Below are 15,341 nucleotides of genomic sequence, written 5' to 3' on the forward strand. Positions count from 1 at the left end.
GCCCCGATAACTCGCCGATATCCGCAGACACCCGCACCACCCCCGGGAAGCACTACGCAGCAGCGTACGCCCGCAGGCTAAAACAACGGCATTGGAGCTAAAGGGTGTTGCAGAAGGTTCCTCTCGGGCAGGTCAAAGTGGTGCCTGACCTGGTGTTCCACCCTGCGAGGGCGAGGTTGTGCACGGTGGCGGCGGCCTGGACGGCGTGGTGAAGGCCGTCGCCCTCTTGACGGCGGTCGCGGAGGATCTTCCAGTTCTTCATGCGGGCGAAGGTGTGCTCGACGCGGGCACGGACCCGGCGGTGTCCGGCGTTGTCCTCCTCCTGCCCGCGCAGGAGGGGACGTGCGGTCCTTGTGCGGTGCGGGACGATGAGGCCGGTGCCGAGGGAGGCGCCGTGTGCGGGCACCGTGGTCCTGGTCGCCGCGGCTGGCAGGTCGGAATCCCGCCAGACGTGGGCGTCGGGCTTGTTCCCGGGCGTCGGCCGCGCCGAGGCGATGACCAGGCGCGTGTCGGCATCGATGATGACCCGCGCAGTGCTGCAACGGTCCCCCCTCAGAACCGGCCGTGCGGGCTTTTCCCGCAGCTCGGCTCAAGCAGGCCCTGAAGGCTCACGGGGTCAGGGTGTGCGGGTGGCGGTGTGCCAGGTGAGGTATCCGCCGTCGAGGTTGGTGGCGGTGTGGCCGTACTGGGTGAGGAGGCGTGTTGCGGTGTGGCCGCGGAGTCCGGCGTGGCAGTAGACGACGATCTGCCGGTCGGTGGGGAGTTCGGTGTGGCGGTCGCGGAGGTCGTCGAGGGGGATGTGGCGGGCGCCGGGGATGGCTCCGGCCTGGTGCTCGGCGGCGGTGCGCACGTCCAGCAGGAGTGCTCCGGCTTCGGTGGCGGCGGGCAGCTCGTGCCACTGGAGGGTGCGCACGGTGCCGGTGGTGAGGTTGTCGGCGATGTACCCGGCCATGTTGACGGGGTCTTTGGCGGAGCCGTAAGGGGGTGCGTAGGCGAGTTCGAGGTCGGCGAGTTCGGGTGCGGTCAGACCGGCGGTGATGGCGGTGGCGAGGACGTCGATGCGCTTGTCGACACCTTCGGTGCCGACGGCCTGGGCGCCGAGGATGGCTTCGGTGGCGGGGTCGATGAGGAGTTTGAGAGCGAGGTGGGCGGCGCCGGGGTAGTACCCGGCGTGGTGGGTGGGGTGAAGGTGGAGGACGCGGTGGGGGCGGCCTGCGGCGCGCAGGCGCTTCTCGTTCCAGCCGGTGACGGCGGCGGTGAGGGTGAAGGCCTGGACGATGGCGGTGCCGACGGCGGGGCGGCTGCGCACGGGGCGGCCGGTGAGGGCGTCGGCGACGAGGCGGCCGTGCCGGTTGGCGAGGTTGGCCAGCGGGATCAGCACGGGCTCGCCGGTGAGGTGGCCGGTCTTCTCGGCGGCGTCGCCGACGGCGTGGATGCGGGGGTCGCTGGTGCGCTGGCGTTCGTCGACGGCGATGCCGCCGCGGGGGCCGATGGCGAGCCCGGCCTCGCGGGCGAGGCGGGTTTCCGGGCGCACACCGATCGCGAAGATGACGAGGTCGGCGGGGAGGGTGGTGCCGTCGGCGAGTTCGACGGTGTCGGGCAGGATCTTGGCGGCCTGCGTGCCGAGGCGGAGACCGATGCCGTGGGCGGTGAGTTCGTCGGCGAGGGGGCGGGCCATCTCGGGGTCGAGGGGGGCCAGGACCTGGTCGGCGAGTTCGACGAGGGTGACGGCCAGGCCGCGGTGACGGAGGTTCTCGGCGACTTCGACGCCGATGAAGCCGCCGCCGATCACGACGGCGGTCCTCGCGCCGCCGTCCAGGGCGCCTCGGATGGTGTCGGTGTCGGTGACGTCGCGCAGGGTCAGGCCGCGTTCGGCTCCGGGCAGCGGCGGCACGATCGGGCGGGCGCCGGGGCTGAGGACCAGGTGGTCGTAGTGTTCGGTCGTCTCGGCGCCGGTTTCCAGGTCGCGGATGGTGACGGTGCGGGCGGCCGGGTCAATGGCGAGGGCTTCGTGGCGGGTGCGGACGTCGATGCGGAAGCGGTCGTGAAGGGACTGCGGGGTCTGCACGAGGAGGGCGTCGCGGTCGGGGATGACCCCGCCGAGGTGGTAGGGCAGGCCGCAGTTGGCGTAGGAGACGTGGTGCCCGCGCTCCAGGACGACGATGTCGGCGTGCTCGTCCAGGCGGCGCAGGCGGGTCGCGGCCGACATTCCGCCGGCGACGCCTCCGATGATGATGACCTTCACAGCAGTGCTCCTCGCGTTCATAGATACCCCCGAGGGTATTTTTCCGGGTGGGGTGACGGGCAGAGGCGAACGGCCCCACCGCGAGGGCCGGGTGTCCCGGCTTCGGCCCCGGCGGTCTCGCGGGTGAACCGGGTGCACAGGACGGTGTCGGCGGGCGGGCGCGTCAGCGTGCCGATCGAGCAGAGGCCGAAGACGCTCGCGGCGGGCGGAACCACGCCGACCACCGAGGCGGCCCGCCTCCCAGCCGCCGACGGCCCGAAGGCCCCGCTGCCGCCGGACGCCGCCAGCGGCGGCTCGTGCCCCCCGGCAACGACCCGCCCCGACCGCCCCGCAACGCAAGCCCCTTGGCTCCGGCCGCACGGCCAGACGCAAGGGCGCGCCCGGACGAGACTTTGGCGCACCGGCCCGCACGCCCACCGGCGGACCCCGCACCGCCGTCCCGCTGCTGGCGAGCCGGACCGCCCATCGCGGGGCGGTCGTGGCTGGTGTGTCCGCCAGCCCCGCCCTCCTCGTCCAGCCGCGGCGAGCAGCAAAGGGACCAGACATGCCCGCAAGCGGGAACCGCAGGACCCTCCGAGCGCCACAGCGAAAACCCCGGGGCTACTGGCACGACAACGGCGCGGACACCATGGGGGAGACGCGGCCCCTCGGCTCCCGCTCCCCGCGGCCACTACGTCCCGGGCACCGTGGCCCAGCGGCTGTACGAGACCGTCGCCGGACTGTGCCCCGGCGACACCGGCTGTGCCGCGTTCACCGTCCGGCTCGACGCCCGGACGGCGTTGACCGGGCACGGACCTCGATCCGCGCCGTACGGGCAACCGCCAGCGCCGCGTGGTCCCCGCACACAGCGGCCTTCCGGATCGACGTGCGGGCGCCGGTCGGCGCTGTCGCCGACGTCCACGTGCCCGCGACCGGCCGCGGCAAGGTGAGCGCAGCGGACGGCGCCCGCCCCCTGCACATGGAGCACGGCTGCGCCGTCTACCGGGTCACGCACGCAGCCGGGCACTTCACGAGCGGCGGCCAGGCACGCACGGCAGACGGACACCGGTCCGGACAGCCCGCCACGGAGGCCTGACCGCGCAGCGGCGGCAGGGCACGCCGACGGAAGCCCGACGACGGCCGACGGCCAGCAGAAGCTGGCGGGCGAGGCCGAGCACCGACAACTCCCGTCGCTGGCAGACCTTGGACCCAGCGGATGGCATCCCGGTGCTGTCGGGCGGACCCCGGGTGCTGCGCGCGGCCCGGCGCCCGTCGCTGCAGGGAGCGGACGAAGCCATCGGAGTCACCGACCGAGCGGGCGCCGTGGCGGGACGCCGCCGGGCAGCCATCGGGGGAGCGCGGGGCCCCGGACCCCGCAAGGGCTGGACCGTCCGTCGCGGGGTATCCGTAACCCCACGCAGTCCGGCGAGGAGCCGGGCGCCCCGAGGGGAGGATGGACGTGTCCGCACTACTCGAGAAGATCAAGCGGTTCGCGAGGAGCCCGCAGGGTCAGCGCGCGATGGGCCACGCCCGCCGCACCGCCGCCGATCCGCGCCGTCGCGCCCAGGCCCAGCGGTTCCTGAGCAGGCTGCGCACCCGCCGGTGACGGGGCGGGAGTGCTGGCGCCGGTCGCAGGCGCACGACGGCGCCCCGCTCGGCGCCCCGCTTGTCACGTCGCGCCTCACGGGCAGGTGCCCTGGGCCCCGGCACCCTCCCGTCGCTGGCCGTGTCGGCTCCGGCTTCTGACCGGGCCGGGCTTGCTCTTCCCCGCGTTGACGTCCTTTTCCGCCCGACCCCTGGTCAGCGGGGAGACAGGCCGTCCTGCGAGCTGACCGTGTCGGCTCCCTCCGGCCGTGACCGGCCGAGTGTCCGTGTCCGGGTCCGTGCCCGTGCCCGGGAGACGATGCGATTCGGGGCCGCACCCAAGGCCTGAGCGGGCGGGCGTCCTGGCTGCACGACCGGGCCGACACCCCTCCGCCATACCGCACGGAGAGCGATCATGACGATGCGCAGCGTGCGGATGATGATTCACTGACGGCATGCCTTTCGACCACTACGGCGTGCTTTCGGGAACCCTGCACGGACACCATCGCGACCAGCCGGACGACCAGGGCCGCTGGTTCCACGTCAACCTGGAGGTGGACGCGCCCGACGGGCGTTACCACTGCGCTGTCGACGTCGACAGCCACAAGTCCGCCGTGGGCGTGCGGTGGAAGACGTTCACCCTGGACGCCGCCGCCCTGGAACCGGCCGTGACACTGCCTCCCGGCTACCACGAGCTGGACCGCCGACCGGCCTCCGGCGCCCTGGACTACCTGCGCCATCCCGCGCTGGTGGACCGCTCCGGCGTCCTGTTCGAGCGGCGCCCGCCGTCCTGGCTCCAGGAACTCCTCGACCTGTTCGGCTCCCGGCCGTGGCACGCAGGCAGCAACACCGAGGCCGCCACCGCGCTGGAGGGCATCCTCGCCCCCGGGCAGCGCATTCTCGTCTTCGGCGAGCCCTTCGGTCCGGGGTCCCACGGAGACGTCGGCATGCACAACATCCACCAGAACCAGGGCGACCCGGCGGGCTCTCCGTGGTGGCCGGAGAACGGCATCTGGCAGGACGGGGCCACGATCACCCACCGTCCCGACGGCCGCTACGACGTCTTCCTCAACAAGTTCTCCAGCCAAGCAGGCCACACCGACAGCGCCGGACACCCGCTCACATGAGCCACTGCCCGCAACGGCCACAGCGCCGGTCGTCGCTCCTTCACGCGTCGCCCGGGCACTTGCGGGGAACGCGAGGGCGTTCGCCGTGACCCCGGGCAGGCCACCGCGGCGATGCCCGGCCCCTCCCGGCTGAACCCCTGACGGGGTGGTTCCGCAATATGCCACAGACCTGCCTTCTGCCAGCGGCAGAACACCGGCCCGACCGGGCTCGACGATCACTACAGTCCAGGCTCATGACGACAGTTGCAACGCGCACGATCGACTACGCGGCCGACGGCCTGACGATGATCGGGCACCTCGCGCTCCCGGCCGATGTCGACCGCCGACCCGCGGTCCTGGTCGGGCCCGAAGGGGTGGGGCTCAGCGACGTCGAGCGCCGCCGGGCCGATGCGCTCGCCGAGCTGGGATACGTGGCCCTGGCCTTCGACCTCCACGGCGGGCGCTATTTGAGCGACCCTGAGGAGATGCTGGCCCGTTGCATGCCGCTACTCGCCGACCCCGACCGGATGCGAGGCATCGGCCACGCGGCGCTCGACGTGCTCCGAGCCGAGCCGCGGACCGACCCGGACCGGATCGCCGCCATCGGCTACGGCACCGGGGGCGCCATCGCGCTGGAACTCGGGCGCGACGGCGTCGACCTGCGCGCGATCGCGACAGTCAACGGACTGACCACAGGCAGGCCAGGCGAGACGGCGCGCATTCACTGCCCGGTGTGGGCCGGGGTCGGATCGGAAGACCCGATCATGCCGCCCGCGCAACGGGACGCGTTCACCACCGAAATGCAGGCTGCGGGCGTCGACTGGCGCCTCGTGGTCTACGGCGGCGCCGTGCACGCCTTCCACCACCCACCGGTCGACCACACCGTGCTCCCCGGCGTCGGCTACCACCCGCAGCACGCCCAGCGAGCTTGGCGGGACATTGTCGACCTGCTCGCCGAGTGCCTGCCCACACCGCAGTGAGCTGGTCGGCAACCACGATCCCGGACCGCAGACCAAGCCCGTCGACCGAAGCCTTCCGGCAACCCACTGGACCATCGCCGGGAAAAACCTGGCCCGCAAGCGACCCCGACTGCTCCCGGTCCACGACCGAGCCGTCCGCTGCACCGTCGGCAGGCCGCCGTCCTCCTGGCTCGCTCTCCATACCGCGCTGCGCGAGGACGACTCCGCGCCGCACCGCCAACTGCTGGAACCGCCACCGGATGTCCGCACGGGTTTCATCCAACGTGTCGACATCGTCTCGGCGATCTCGGAGCTGCGCCGCGAGGCGGCCGAGGCAAGCACGAACCCACTGACGCGGCTGCCCGGCAGCGGCCCCAAACAGGACTACTACCCCCTCGCCAGCGACGACATCGTCTCCCCGGCCCTGCGGGACATCCGCATGCAGGTCGCCAACCTTCCCGGCGCGACGGACAGTTACCGGAGCCCGCCGTTCAACGCGCAGGAGCGGGCCGACTGAGCTCTTTCAGCGTTGCCGCTCCAGGGTGAGGACAGCTGCGCAGATTGACGACATTCGATTCGGGCTGCATCGGGCTCTGCGGAAGATCCGCCACGACTTCAGTCGTGCGACACCGCGTTCGACCGGCGCCCGTGCCGCAGACAGTGCGCGGTCGACGGTCTGTTGGGTGGGCGTGAGATCACGGCCCGGCGGGCGCCTGAGGGCTGTCGTCACCCATGGGCCAGCTCCCATGTAGGCACGGTCGGCGAGGACCGGGATGCCCTGGCGTTCGCAGATCCGGATAATCCGGTGGGTGCGGGCCGCGGTCAAGTCGTGCGCACGGCCGGGCAGTGCGGGTGAAATCCACAGCGGCCGACCGTCCGGATCGGTCACCAGCTGCACGTTCACGCCATGTCGGCGGTGCTTGTGGGAGTAGTCGGCCCGGCCGTCGCCGACCTGTCGCACTCCGCGAGCGTGCCGTCGAGCAGGACGTAGTCGGGATCGGTCTCGCGCAGCACCTTGAGCAGGCCCGGTGCACGATCGGCAAGCAGGCCGATCACCGCGGTGGTGTAGGCGTGGGCGGTGCCCACCGAGATGCCAGAACCCGCCGCGATCTGCTCGAAGGTGTCGTGCTTGCGGAGGTACACCAGGGCGACCGGCGCACGCTGGTGCGGCGGGTGCTTGCAACGGCGGTCACCCTCGCGGGTGACGATCAGCATGGTGACCCACTCAACCAGCGCATGCGAGAGGTCGCGTGCGGCAGGATCGGGCACCAACAGGGCTCCTGTGCCGGAGAGTTGAGATGTCGAACACCTCCCTCAACGGCACGGGAGCCTTGTCCGTTGCGGACGCCTGCGTCGTCACCCGATCAGAGGCCACGCTGAAAAGCCTCATTGAGTGCTCATTTGATGTCGGGTGTGGATTGATTGCGGTGCGGGACAGGCTGGCTTCCGCCGCGATTTCTTCGAAGCCAACCAGGTCGCAACGAAAGCCATCGCTGCTCGGCTTCGCGAGCTTCACGGCTCCGTGCGGGCAGCCCGGCGCCCGAACGCGACGCCTACGCACGCAACTCCAGACGGCGGATCTCAACGCCGTCCTGGCCGTCATCCGCTGGAGACGCTCCATCGGCATCTACGCCGACGCCACCGACGAGAGCCACACCACGTACTCACTGATCACCAACGAGATCGCCAACGAGGACCTGACCAAGACGATCGGGCCGCCGAGCTGGACGTTGGGCGCGGACGATCAGGCGACAGGAACTCTGCCAGCCGAAGCCTTCGGCTTGTCCCTCCGGCGCCGGTACTCGGTTGTACAGCGGTTTGCAGGCCAACTCGTCCGAGCCAGAAGGATCGTCCAGTTACCTCTCGGCTGGAGTCGGCGGGGCGTGTACACGTTTTCGGCGCCTGATTCCTCTACCTGGTGAAAGCACATCGAGCCTCGGGAGGCCAACGCCGTGACAGAGCAGTGGAGTTGGGTGATAGTGGGCACCGGGGCTGCTGCTGCGGGCGCGGCTGTACGGACCTGCGGGTACCTGCTCAGAGAGCGGGTGCGTGCCCGGGCTATGGTCCGGATGGCACGTGAGCTGTCCGTCCGCGGGGGGAGGGCCGAGGTGAGCGACCAGGACGGCACCGCATGGAGCGTCCGCCTGGACGAGCAGGATCCTCAATGACGGCCCCGCCGGAGGAGGAGTTCGACGCCCTGTTCCGTACGTGGTACCGGCCCCTTCTGGCGCAGGCGATCTTCGTCTCCGGAGGGCGCCGCACTTTGGCCGACGACGCGGTGCAGGAGGCCTTCCTGCAATGCTGGCAGCGCTGGAACGCCCCGCACTTGGAACCGGTCAGGGCCTGGCCCGCATGGCTACGCACCACCGTCGTGCGGGAGGTGCTGCGACTGCAGAAGGAAGCCGGCTCGATCGGTTTCGATACAGAGCACCACGACCGGGCCGCGGCGGAGGTGGACCTGGCGTCCTGGATGGATGCGCGCGGCGCCTACCGCACGGTGCTGGAGCGCATCGTGTCCCTCAGTGACAAACAGCGCGAAGTCATGAGCCGCTGCGCGATTGCCGGACAGCCGCTGGGGGATGCCGCGAAGGAGATGCGAATCCAGGTCGCGACCGCGCGCGTGCATCTGCACCGCGCCCGCCAGGCGCTGGAAGATGTACGAAGCCAGCTGCAGGAGCTGGGTGTGATTGACATGGGCGAGGGGAGGCAGTGATGACCGGCCACCACGACGAGGATGAAGTTGCCGCACTGCCTGCAGGGGCGGTCCGTCGCGGGCGGGAGGCGGTGACGGCCGACCACCACGACAAGGACGACATTGCCGCGCTGCGCGAAACCCTCATGGCCAGTGAAGGACCGATCGGATCGCTCGTGGCCACGACCCAGGACGTCGAGTCCGCGCTGGCCAGAGTCAAGCGGCGGACCAAGACACAGCCCACCCCCCAGCCGCCCCATCGCACTACGTCGCCCGCCGCCGACCGTAGTGACGCGCGAGCGATGTTCCTCCAACTGCGCGCGATGCAAGGCGGCAGCCCGGAGTACGCCGAGCTGCGTAACCGTCTGGTCCGGATGCATCTGCCGCTCGTGGAGCACCTCGCACGCCGCTTCCGCAACCGCGGTGAGCCGCTGGACGACCTCACCCAGGTCGCCACCATCGGTCTGATCAAGTCGGTCGACCGTTTCGACCCGGAGCGCGGCGTGGAGTTCTCCACGTACGCGACCCCGACGGTGGTCGGTGAGATCAAACGCCACTTCCGTGACAAGGGCTGGGCAGTGCGTGTACCCAGGCGCCTTCAGGAACTGCGCCTTGCGCTCACCACGGCCACTGCGGAGCTGTCGCAGGAACAAGGCCGACCGCCCACGGTCCACGAGCTGGCCACGAAGCTGGCGATCTCGGAGGAGGAGGTCCTGGAGGGCCTAGAGTCCGCGAACGCGTACTCCACACTATCGTTGGACATCCCCGACACCGACGACGAGTCCCCGGCGGTCGCGGACACCCTGGGAGTCGAGGAAGAGGCACTCGAGGGCGTCGAATACCGCGAGTCCCTCAAGCCGTTGCTGGAAAGCCTCCCACCGCGCGAAAAGCGGATCCTGATGCTGCGCTTCTTCGGCAACATGACCCAATCGCAGATCGCACAGGAGGTCGGCATCTCCCAGATGCACGTCTCCCGGCTACTGGCGCGCACACTGGCCCAGCTACGAGAGAGGCTACTCGCGGAGGAGTGAACTGCCCTATACAGAACCTTCCGTGCCCGTGTTACCCGCTCCCGGCAGTGCCTTGGGAGGCACTGCCGGGCGGCGAAGGCTGCGGGTGCGCGAGGCACCCTGGCAGGGCGCCGGCTCCAGGTCGGCCAGGACGCCCCTTTCCTCTGTCCGTCAACTGCCCCTGCGCTCTGCCGGGAAGGATTGGCCGACGTGGCGCCACCCGCGGGCGGCGGTCCTGCGGCTCACTGCCGCCGGGCCGGGCCCCGCTCCAGGGGGGGGCGTACTGATCACAGAACGTCATCCTCGGAGCCGTCGGGCAGGCCGAGTTCCGCGTCGGTGAAGGGCTCGCCCAGATCGGGCATGGCGAAGAGACCTATGCGGGTACTGGTCTCGACGAAGCGGACGAACCGGCCGACAGGCCGGTGGATCTGTTCTCTCTCCAACAGCGCCTGACAGGCACGGCAGCGCCACGGACGCCGGAGCGTGATCCACTGTGCTCGTGTTCACGCAGGGCACGTCAAGAAGTACGCGGTCGGCCCGAAGGGAGTCGCCCAGTTCGCATAACCGCTGCGGGGCCGGTGGCCGGGCCCGTCCCAGTCGGAGGCCAGGGACGGCTTGCCGAGGAGGACGAACTCGCCTCCGGGGCACCGGCAGGTGCAGGAACTCTCACCGGCAGACACGGGTGCGGGCCAGTTCTTCCGTCTTTTCGATACGCGGTATGCACGGCCTTTGACCTCGAGCCGCGTGCCAAGTGCGGGCAGCCAGAGTAGAGGGTGCCGGAGTTCAGGGTGATCGTGTCGGGTTTGTACTCCCACCGGATGCCGTTGCCGCCGAGGGTGGCGGTCCAGTCGGCCTCGAGCCGGGAACGGGACGTGGTGTCGCCGTAGCGGGTCGGGACGGCGTCCGTGGACGGACTGGGGGGGGCGGGCGTGCTCCAAACCGGCCTCCTGTCCTGCTGCTACGGCCGAGTTGCTTATGCCGGTGGTCGGTCGGCAGACGGCATCGGTGCGCGGGTTCTTGTGTGCCGATGTCGGCACGACAGCCCCGCGGGGCAGCGGGCGAGGACGAGCCATCACAGGGATTGCCGGGGCCGTGTGTGGGGAAGCAGGGGGCGCAGGTTCTGGTGCCTTCCCCGTGCCGTCGCCCGGCGTGGGCGTGCCGCCGGGGTTCTGGTTGGCCGGGGGAGTGGTCTCCTGTCTGCCCGGCTCTCCCTCTTGGTGCTGGTCTCGGGATGGTGGGTCGGCCTGGACTCTGGGCACGGTGACCTGCTGCCCTGCGTAGATGAGGTCGGGCGTTGGTCGCACCGCCTATGCCTACTACGCCGCCTGGCGCGACGAAGGAACCCTCGCGCCGCTGCGTAGCGGGGGTTGGGGAGCGTCAACCGGAGAGTTCGTCGGCTGCGACGGCCAGGCAGGCGGCCACCAGGACCAGGTTCTTCAGGACGTACTGGCCTTCGAGCGTGGGTACGCCGTGGTTCCACATCTGGCCGGGCAGCAGCGCGAGGGAGGTGAAGACCCCGGCCATGTGCCCGAAGAACAGGGTCAAGGCGGGTCGGAGCGACAGGCCGGTGACCAGGGCGAGTCCGATCAGGATCTCCGCGGTGCCCAGTAGCGGCATGGACACGGTGGTGGGCAGCAGGCCACCGGTGAGCTTCGTCATGGCGGCGGCCGCGATCTCCTCGGCCGGGCTCCCGGCAGGGAAGATCTTGAGCACCCCGAACCAGCAGTAGAGGACACCGACGCTGATGCGCAGAACCGCGGTGCTTCGCGCCCGGTAGTGCTCGACCGCGCGCTGTGTGGCTGTCCTTCGGGCCGATGGGGTGCGCACGGCGGGAAGGAGCCGGTCGCGCAGCAGGCGGCGGGGGTGGCTGGTCAGGAGCATGGTTCCTCCGTGAGGCGACCGGTCCGGCCTCGGCGGTCGACCGGTGAGAGGGAGGGCGGAAGGCCCCGCGAGGTGTGCGCCTCGCGGGGCCGCTGTGCCGTGGTGTCGTTCAGCTGGGTCCCGCTGGTGTCAGCGGAAGTTGACGTCGCTGCACAGGAAGTACTTCTGGTCCATGTGGGACGCCTTCCAGACGGTCACCACGACGTGCCGTCCGCTGTAGCCCGACGTACTGACGTCGGTGACGTAGTGGGCCTGGTAGGGGTAGCGGCCGGTCTTCTTCACCAGTTCGAGGTCGTCCCAGCCGATCAGCTCGTACTCGGGGTTGAAGCCCTGCTTGGTGACGTAGACCTCGAGCCAGTCCGCGCCGTGCCGGGCCTCGTCGTAGAGGTCGACGGTGAAGTTGGGGCCGATGTCGGTCGTCTTCCACGGGCCGGGCCGGTCGAGCGGCCGGTAGTTCGTCTCGCCCTGGCCGCCGGCGCTGCAGATCTGTCCGTCGGGGATGACCTGCTGGTAGTTGTCGCCGGTGTTGTTGGCGTAGACGGCCTTCCACGCGGCGATGGCGTTGGGGTTCTCGTGGTAGGTGCGGTAGCACATGGGGTCCTGCGCCTCGTTGGGCTCGTTGTAGCCCCAGCGCTGCAGGCAGCCGTAGTTGCGGGTCTCGGGAGTGATGACCGTGCCGTGTGCGGAGGCCGTCGGCGCTTGGGCGAGCACGCTGAGCAGGCTGGTGGCCAGTACAGCGGCGCCCAGTGCGGTGCGGCCGGATGCGGTTGCGGGTACGCGGTCCATGGTCCTCTTCCTTTGTGTTCGTTGGGGCATCACAGGCTGCGCATGACAGTGATTTTTTTTACGTGCTCATGACAGTCTGTGGTGGGGGGTCAGATGCTGTGCGTGCCGCTCACCTCCTTTCGTGAACGCTGCTCGCGGTGGGTGGAGAGGGTGAGCAGCTCGGTCGCGGACCACCGGCCGGGGCCGAGGACGGCGATCAGCAGGAAGGCCCAGCAGAACAGGGCTGCCTGCTCGCCGCCGTTCTCGAGCGGGAAGAGTCCGTCGGGCTGGTGGTGGACGAAGTAGGCGTAGGCCATGGAGCCCGAGCACAGGGTGGCGGCCGACCGCGTGCCCAGGCCGAGCAGAACGAGGGCGCCGCCGACCAGCTGGATCACCGCCGCCCACCACCCGGGCCACTGGCCGGTGCCGGGGGGCCGTCCGTGCGGCCCGCCGAGCACGTCGAAGAGCGTGGCGGCCCCGTGGCAGGCGAACAACAGCCCGAGCACGATCCGGAACAGGCCCAGCACCGGCCCCTGGTACCTGGAGGGTGTCTCCATGGTGATGCCCTTTCTCAGCGGCGAGCGGGGGAGAGAGACGCTGCATGCGGAGGAAAGCGGGGTGGGGGGATCGGTGGCCGCCGACAGCGGTTGGCCGCCGACAGTGGTTGGCCGCCGACGGCCACCGCGATGGCTCAGGAAGTGAGGGTCCACTTCTGGCTGGCCCAGGTGCCGCAGTCCCACAGGTGCAGCCGGGCGCCGTCGGCGGTGCTCTGGCCCTCGACGTCCAGGCAGCGGCCGGACTTGAGGTTCTTCAAAGTGCCGTTGGACTGGAAGGCCCACTTCTGGCTGTCCCAGGTGCCGCAGTCCCACAGGTGGGCCTTGGTGCCGTTGGCGGTGTGGCCGCCTTCGACGTCGAGGCACTTGCCGCCGGACTTGAGCTGCTGTCCGTCGAGGGCCCAGGCCATCGAAGCCACGTTGGCGCAGGCCCACTGCTGGACGGCGGTGCCGTTGGCGGTGGAGCCGCCGGCGCGGTCGACGCACTTGGAGGTCGCACCGTTGACGATCGTGCCGCCGGTGCCCGGGTCGGGATCGGGGTTGCCGCCGCCCGGCCCCCAGGCGTTCCAGTTGTCCCAGTTCTCGGCGTCGAAGCCGATCCGGCCGAGCTTGTCGGCGGCCCAGTTGCTGCCGGACTTGCTGATGACGGTGCCGCCGACGGTGTAGTTCTCCAGCTTCAGGCCGCGGCTGTCCCGCGTCTCGTTGCCGAGGGTCACCTTCTGCCCGGCGCTGTTGCTGTACCGCTTGAGAAGGCTGACCTGTGAGGAGGCGTCCAACTGGTTCCAGGCGTCGATCTTGAGGTTCTTGACGTGGATGTTCTCGGTACTGGACAGGGCGAAGACGCGGATCGCGCAGTTGGTCATGCCCTCGACGGTGATGTTCTCGAAAGTCATGTTCTTCACCCACGCGCCCGGATCGGCCTTGGTGGTCGAGCCCATGTCCTCCCAGTGCGAGGAGGAGTTGAGGATGCAGGTGTTGTACTTGACGTCCTTCCAGTACATCCGGTTGTGGATGACGTGGGTGTTGCTGACCCGCACGTTGTCGATGTTGCGCGGGGTCCAGCCCCACTGGATGACGGGGCCGTTCTCGTTCTTCCAGACGACGGTGTTATCGATGCTGACATCGCTGTGGTACATCTTCAGCACGTCGTCGTTGGCGTTGAAGAACGTGTTCTTCATGGTGCTGCCGCGGTACAGCTCGATGCCGTCGGTCTGCCAGTACCAGGAGCCGACCTGCTTGTAGTTGTCGACCCGCATGCCGAAGGTCTGCTCGTCGCCGTAGACGACGAAGGAGTGGTAGGGCGGCTCGTTGATGGTGACGCCTTGCAGGTCCAGGTGCTGCTGGCGGCCCTGCGCCGACTGGAACTGCAGCATCTTCACGCAGCTGGAGTGGCAGTTGGACGCGCCGGAGAGGTGGTCGTAGTTGTTGTTGGTGTCCGCCTCGTAGACGTACTGCTCACCGGAGAGCACGCCCTGGCCGGTCACCTTGTACAGGCCCTGGCTGTCGTCGGGGAACCGGATGGCGCCCTTCACGTACGCGCCGGGGGCCAGGTAGACCCACTTGACCTGCTTGGGCAGCAGCGCGTGGTACTTGGAGGTCATGTAGTAGGTGCCGGGCCTGAAGTACACGATCTCCTCGCTGATCGTGTTGAGGTGGGTGACCTGGCCCTGCTGCGGGTAGTGGATGCTGCCGGAGGCGGACGTGGGCACCAGCCGGTCCTTCTCCGCGCCCGTCGGGACCGGCTCGGCGAAGATCATCATGGAGTTGCGGGGCTCGGTGTGGATGGCCCGGTTGCCGCCGCCGCCCTGCGTGGTCAGCTTCCCGGCGTCGTTCGCGGGGCCGGACATGTCGTTGTAGGCCGTGTACAGCTGCGGGTCGAACTCGACGGAGAACCGGTAACCGGCCGAGCTGTAGGGCACCTTGACGCGCACGGTGTCGCTGTCGACCAGTTCCTTGGCGAAGTTCAGGCTGCTCGGCTTGACCTTCACCTGGTCGGCCGAGGAGATCGTCTGCCCGGTGCGCAGCGAGACGTCGACCCACACGTCGGCGGTGTACTGGAAGGACGACCAGCTCATGGTGAGGTTCGCGGCCGAGGAGAACTCGGCCCCGTCCTCCTTGGTGTAGCCGATCTTGCCCTTGCCGCTGCGCGGGATGCTCATGTAGGCGAAGGAGTCGTACTTCGTCGTCGGGGCCGCCGCGGTGGCGACCTTCACGTCGTAGAACGACGACCGCCGGACCTTGTCGTTCGCCACCGGGCTGGTGGTGTTGAACTCGTAGTTGTCGTGCCACCACGTCTTCAGGGCGGCACTGTCCGCAGGCGTCGGCTCAGCCGCCGAGGCGGCCCGGGCATCGGGGGCGGGCCGGGCCGGGGGCGTCCCGGCGGTGGCCGTGCTGACGGGCACGAGGACCGAGGCCAGTGCCAGCGCCAGGCCGACGGCGATCGCCGCCAGTCGTCTCAGTGCTGTTGCGGGCATGCTGATTGTCCTTCTCCTTGGCAACAGGGGGTCCACCGACGGCTCCGCGCGTTCCAAGCGGTTCGTTCGGGCGGCTCGGTCAGCGCGCAGGC

General features: G+C 69.9%; 14 protein-coding genes and 2 pseudogenes. 8 read left to right on the top strand and 8 right to left on the bottom strand.

Going from position 1 to position 15,341, the window contains the following annotated elements; translation table 11 throughout:
- Window positions 1-160 precede the first annotated feature (160 nt).
- Together ACFVQG_RS36965 and ACFVQG_RS36970 are read right to left on the bottom strand one after the other, a co-directional pair.
- Window positions 161-538: pseudogene (locus ACFVQG_RS36965) on the bottom strand (transposase family protein); the annotation flags it as partial.
- A 78-nt stretch (window positions 539-616) separates the two neighbouring features.
- A complete protein-coding gene (locus tag ACFVQG_RS36970) occupies window positions 617-2,245 on the bottom strand; it encodes an FAD-dependent oxidoreductase (protein WP_383392572.1) in 1,629 nt (542 codons plus the stop codon).
- A gap of 865 nt (window positions 2,246-3,110) precedes the next feature.
- On the opposite strand from ACFVQG_RS36970, the gene ACFVQG_RS36975 reads away from it, so the two are divergent.
- From ACFVQG_RS36975 to ACFVQG_RS36995, 5 genes are all read left to right on the top strand, one after another.
- Complete coding sequence (locus tag ACFVQG_RS36975) at window positions 3,111-3,320, top strand: hypothetical protein (RefSeq protein ID WP_383392574.1); 210 nt, start codon at window positions 3,111-3,113, stop codon at window positions 3,318-3,320.
- A gap of 363 nt (window positions 3,321-3,683) precedes the next feature.
- Window positions 3,684-3,830, top strand: a complete 147-nt coding sequence (locus tag ACFVQG_RS36980) for a hypothetical protein (protein ID WP_383392577.1) — start codon at window positions 3,684-3,686, stop codon at window positions 3,828-3,830.
- Window positions 3,831-4,263: 433 nt separating this feature from the next.
- Window positions 4,264-4,935: a DUF2278 family protein gene (locus tag ACFVQG_RS36985; RefSeq protein ID WP_383392579.1), complete on the top strand. Its 672-nt coding sequence runs from the start codon at window positions 4,264-4,266 to the stop codon at window positions 4,933-4,935.
- Window positions 4,936-5,168: 233 nt separating this feature from the next.
- Window positions 5,169-5,894 (top strand): dienelactone hydrolase family protein, encoded by a 726-nt coding sequence (locus tag ACFVQG_RS36990; protein ID WP_383392582.1) that lies wholly within the window; start codon window positions 5,169-5,171, stop codon window positions 5,892-5,894.
- A complete protein-coding gene (locus ACFVQG_RS36995; RefSeq protein WP_383392584.1) occupies window positions 5,854-6,390 on the top strand; it encodes a DUF6308 family protein in 537 nt (178 codons plus the stop codon). Before ACFVQG_RS36990 ends, ACFVQG_RS36995 begins: the two co-directional genes overlap by 41 nt.
- Window positions 6,391-6,396: 6 nt before the next feature.
- Here the strand turns inward: ACFVQG_RS36995 and ACFVQG_RS37000 are convergent.
- Window positions 6,397-7,145 (bottom strand): annotated as a pseudogene (locus tag ACFVQG_RS37000) (transposase family protein).
- Between the two features lie 26 nt (window positions 7,146-7,171).
- On the opposite strand from ACFVQG_RS37000, the gene ACFVQG_RS37005 reads away from it, so the two are divergent.
- The 3 genes from ACFVQG_RS37005 (at window position 7,172) to ACFVQG_RS37015 (ending at window position 9,596) form a co-directional block, all read left to right on the top strand.
- Window positions 7,172-7,795, top strand: a complete 624-nt coding sequence (locus ACFVQG_RS37005; protein ID WP_383392587.1) for a hypothetical protein — start codon at window positions 7,172-7,174, stop codon at window positions 7,793-7,795.
- 242 nt (window positions 7,796-8,037) lie between these two features.
- A complete protein-coding gene (locus tag ACFVQG_RS37010) occupies window positions 8,038-8,586 on the top strand; it encodes an RNA polymerase sigma factor (protein ID WP_383392588.1) in 549 nt (182 codons plus the stop codon).
- On the top strand, window positions 8,586-9,596 hold the full coding sequence (locus tag ACFVQG_RS37015; protein ID WP_383392591.1) for an RNA polymerase sigma factor SigF: 1,011 nt from the start codon (window positions 8,586-8,588) through the stop codon (window positions 9,594-9,596). The genes ACFVQG_RS37010 and ACFVQG_RS37015 overlap by 1 nt, the downstream gene beginning before the upstream one ends.
- Window positions 9,597-9,862: 266 nt before the next feature.
- On the opposite strand, the gene ACFVQG_RS37020 is transcribed toward ACFVQG_RS37015, so the two are convergent.
- The 5 genes from ACFVQG_RS37020 to ACFVQG_RS37040 form a co-directional block, all read right to left on the bottom strand.
- Entirely contained in the window at window positions 9,863-10,018 is a 156-nt protein-coding gene (locus ACFVQG_RS37020) for a hypothetical protein (RefSeq protein ID WP_383392594.1), read from the bottom strand.
- 934 nt (window positions 10,019-10,952) lie between these two features.
- Window positions 10,953-11,456, bottom strand: coding sequence for a hypothetical protein (locus ACFVQG_RS37025; RefSeq protein ID WP_383392597.1), 504 nt, complete (start codon window positions 11,454-11,456; stop codon window positions 10,953-10,955).
- A 129-nt stretch (window positions 11,457-11,585) separates the two neighbouring features.
- Window positions 11,586-12,242, bottom strand: coding sequence for a lytic polysaccharide monooxygenase (locus ACFVQG_RS37030; RefSeq protein ID WP_383392599.1), 657 nt, complete (start codon window positions 12,240-12,242; stop codon window positions 11,586-11,588).
- An 89-nt stretch (window positions 12,243-12,331) separates the two neighbouring features.
- Complete coding sequence (locus ACFVQG_RS37035) at window positions 12,332-12,778, bottom strand: DoxX family protein (protein WP_383392601.1); 447 nt, start codon at window positions 12,776-12,778, stop codon at window positions 12,332-12,334.
- A gap of 134 nt (window positions 12,779-12,912) precedes the next feature.
- Window positions 12,913-15,249, bottom strand: coding sequence for a family 49 glycosyl hydrolase (locus tag ACFVQG_RS37040; RefSeq protein WP_383392604.1), 2,337 nt, complete (start codon window positions 15,247-15,249; stop codon window positions 12,913-12,915).
- Window positions 15,250-15,341: the final 92 nt, after the last annotated feature.

Source organism: Streptomyces sp. NPDC057877, assembly GCF_042796855.1.
In the GTDB taxonomy this organism is placed as follows: Bacteria; Actinomycetota; Actinomycetes; order Streptomycetales; family Streptomycetaceae; genus Streptomyces.

Coding starts and splice junctions, on each gene's coding strand:
- ACFVQG_RS36985 (WP_383392579.1), top strand. CDS start 4,264: ATGCCTTTCGACCACTACGGCGTGCTTTCGGGAACCCTGCACGGACAC.
- ACFVQG_RS36990 (WP_383392582.1), top strand. CDS start 5,169: ATGACGACAGTTGCAACGCGCACGATCGACTACGCGGCCGACGGCCTG.
- ACFVQG_RS37005 (WP_383392587.1), top strand. CDS start 7,172: ATGTCGAACACCTCCCTCAACGGCACGGGAGCCTTGTCCGTTGCGGAC.
- ACFVQG_RS37010 (WP_383392588.1), top strand. CDS start 8,038: ATGACGGCCCCGCCGGAGGAGGAGTTCGACGCCCTGTTCCGTACGTGG.
- ACFVQG_RS37015 (WP_383392591.1), top strand. CDS start 8,586: ATGACCGGCCACCACGACGAGGATGAAGTTGCCGCACTGCCTGCAGGG.
- ACFVQG_RS37025 (WP_383392597.1), bottom strand. CDS start 11,456: ATGCTCCTGACCAGCCACCCCCGCCGCCTGCTGCGCGACCGGCTCCTT.
- ACFVQG_RS37030 (WP_383392599.1), bottom strand. CDS start 12,242: ATGGACCGCGTACCCGCAACCGCATCCGGCCGCACCGCACTGGGCGCC.
- ACFVQG_RS37035 (WP_383392601.1), bottom strand. CDS start 12,778: ATGGAGACACCCTCCAGGTACCAGGGGCCGGTGCTGGGCCTGTTCCGG.
- ACFVQG_RS37040 (WP_383392604.1), bottom strand. CDS start 15,249: ATGCCCGCAACAGCACTGAGACGACTGGCGGCGATCGCCGTCGGCCTG.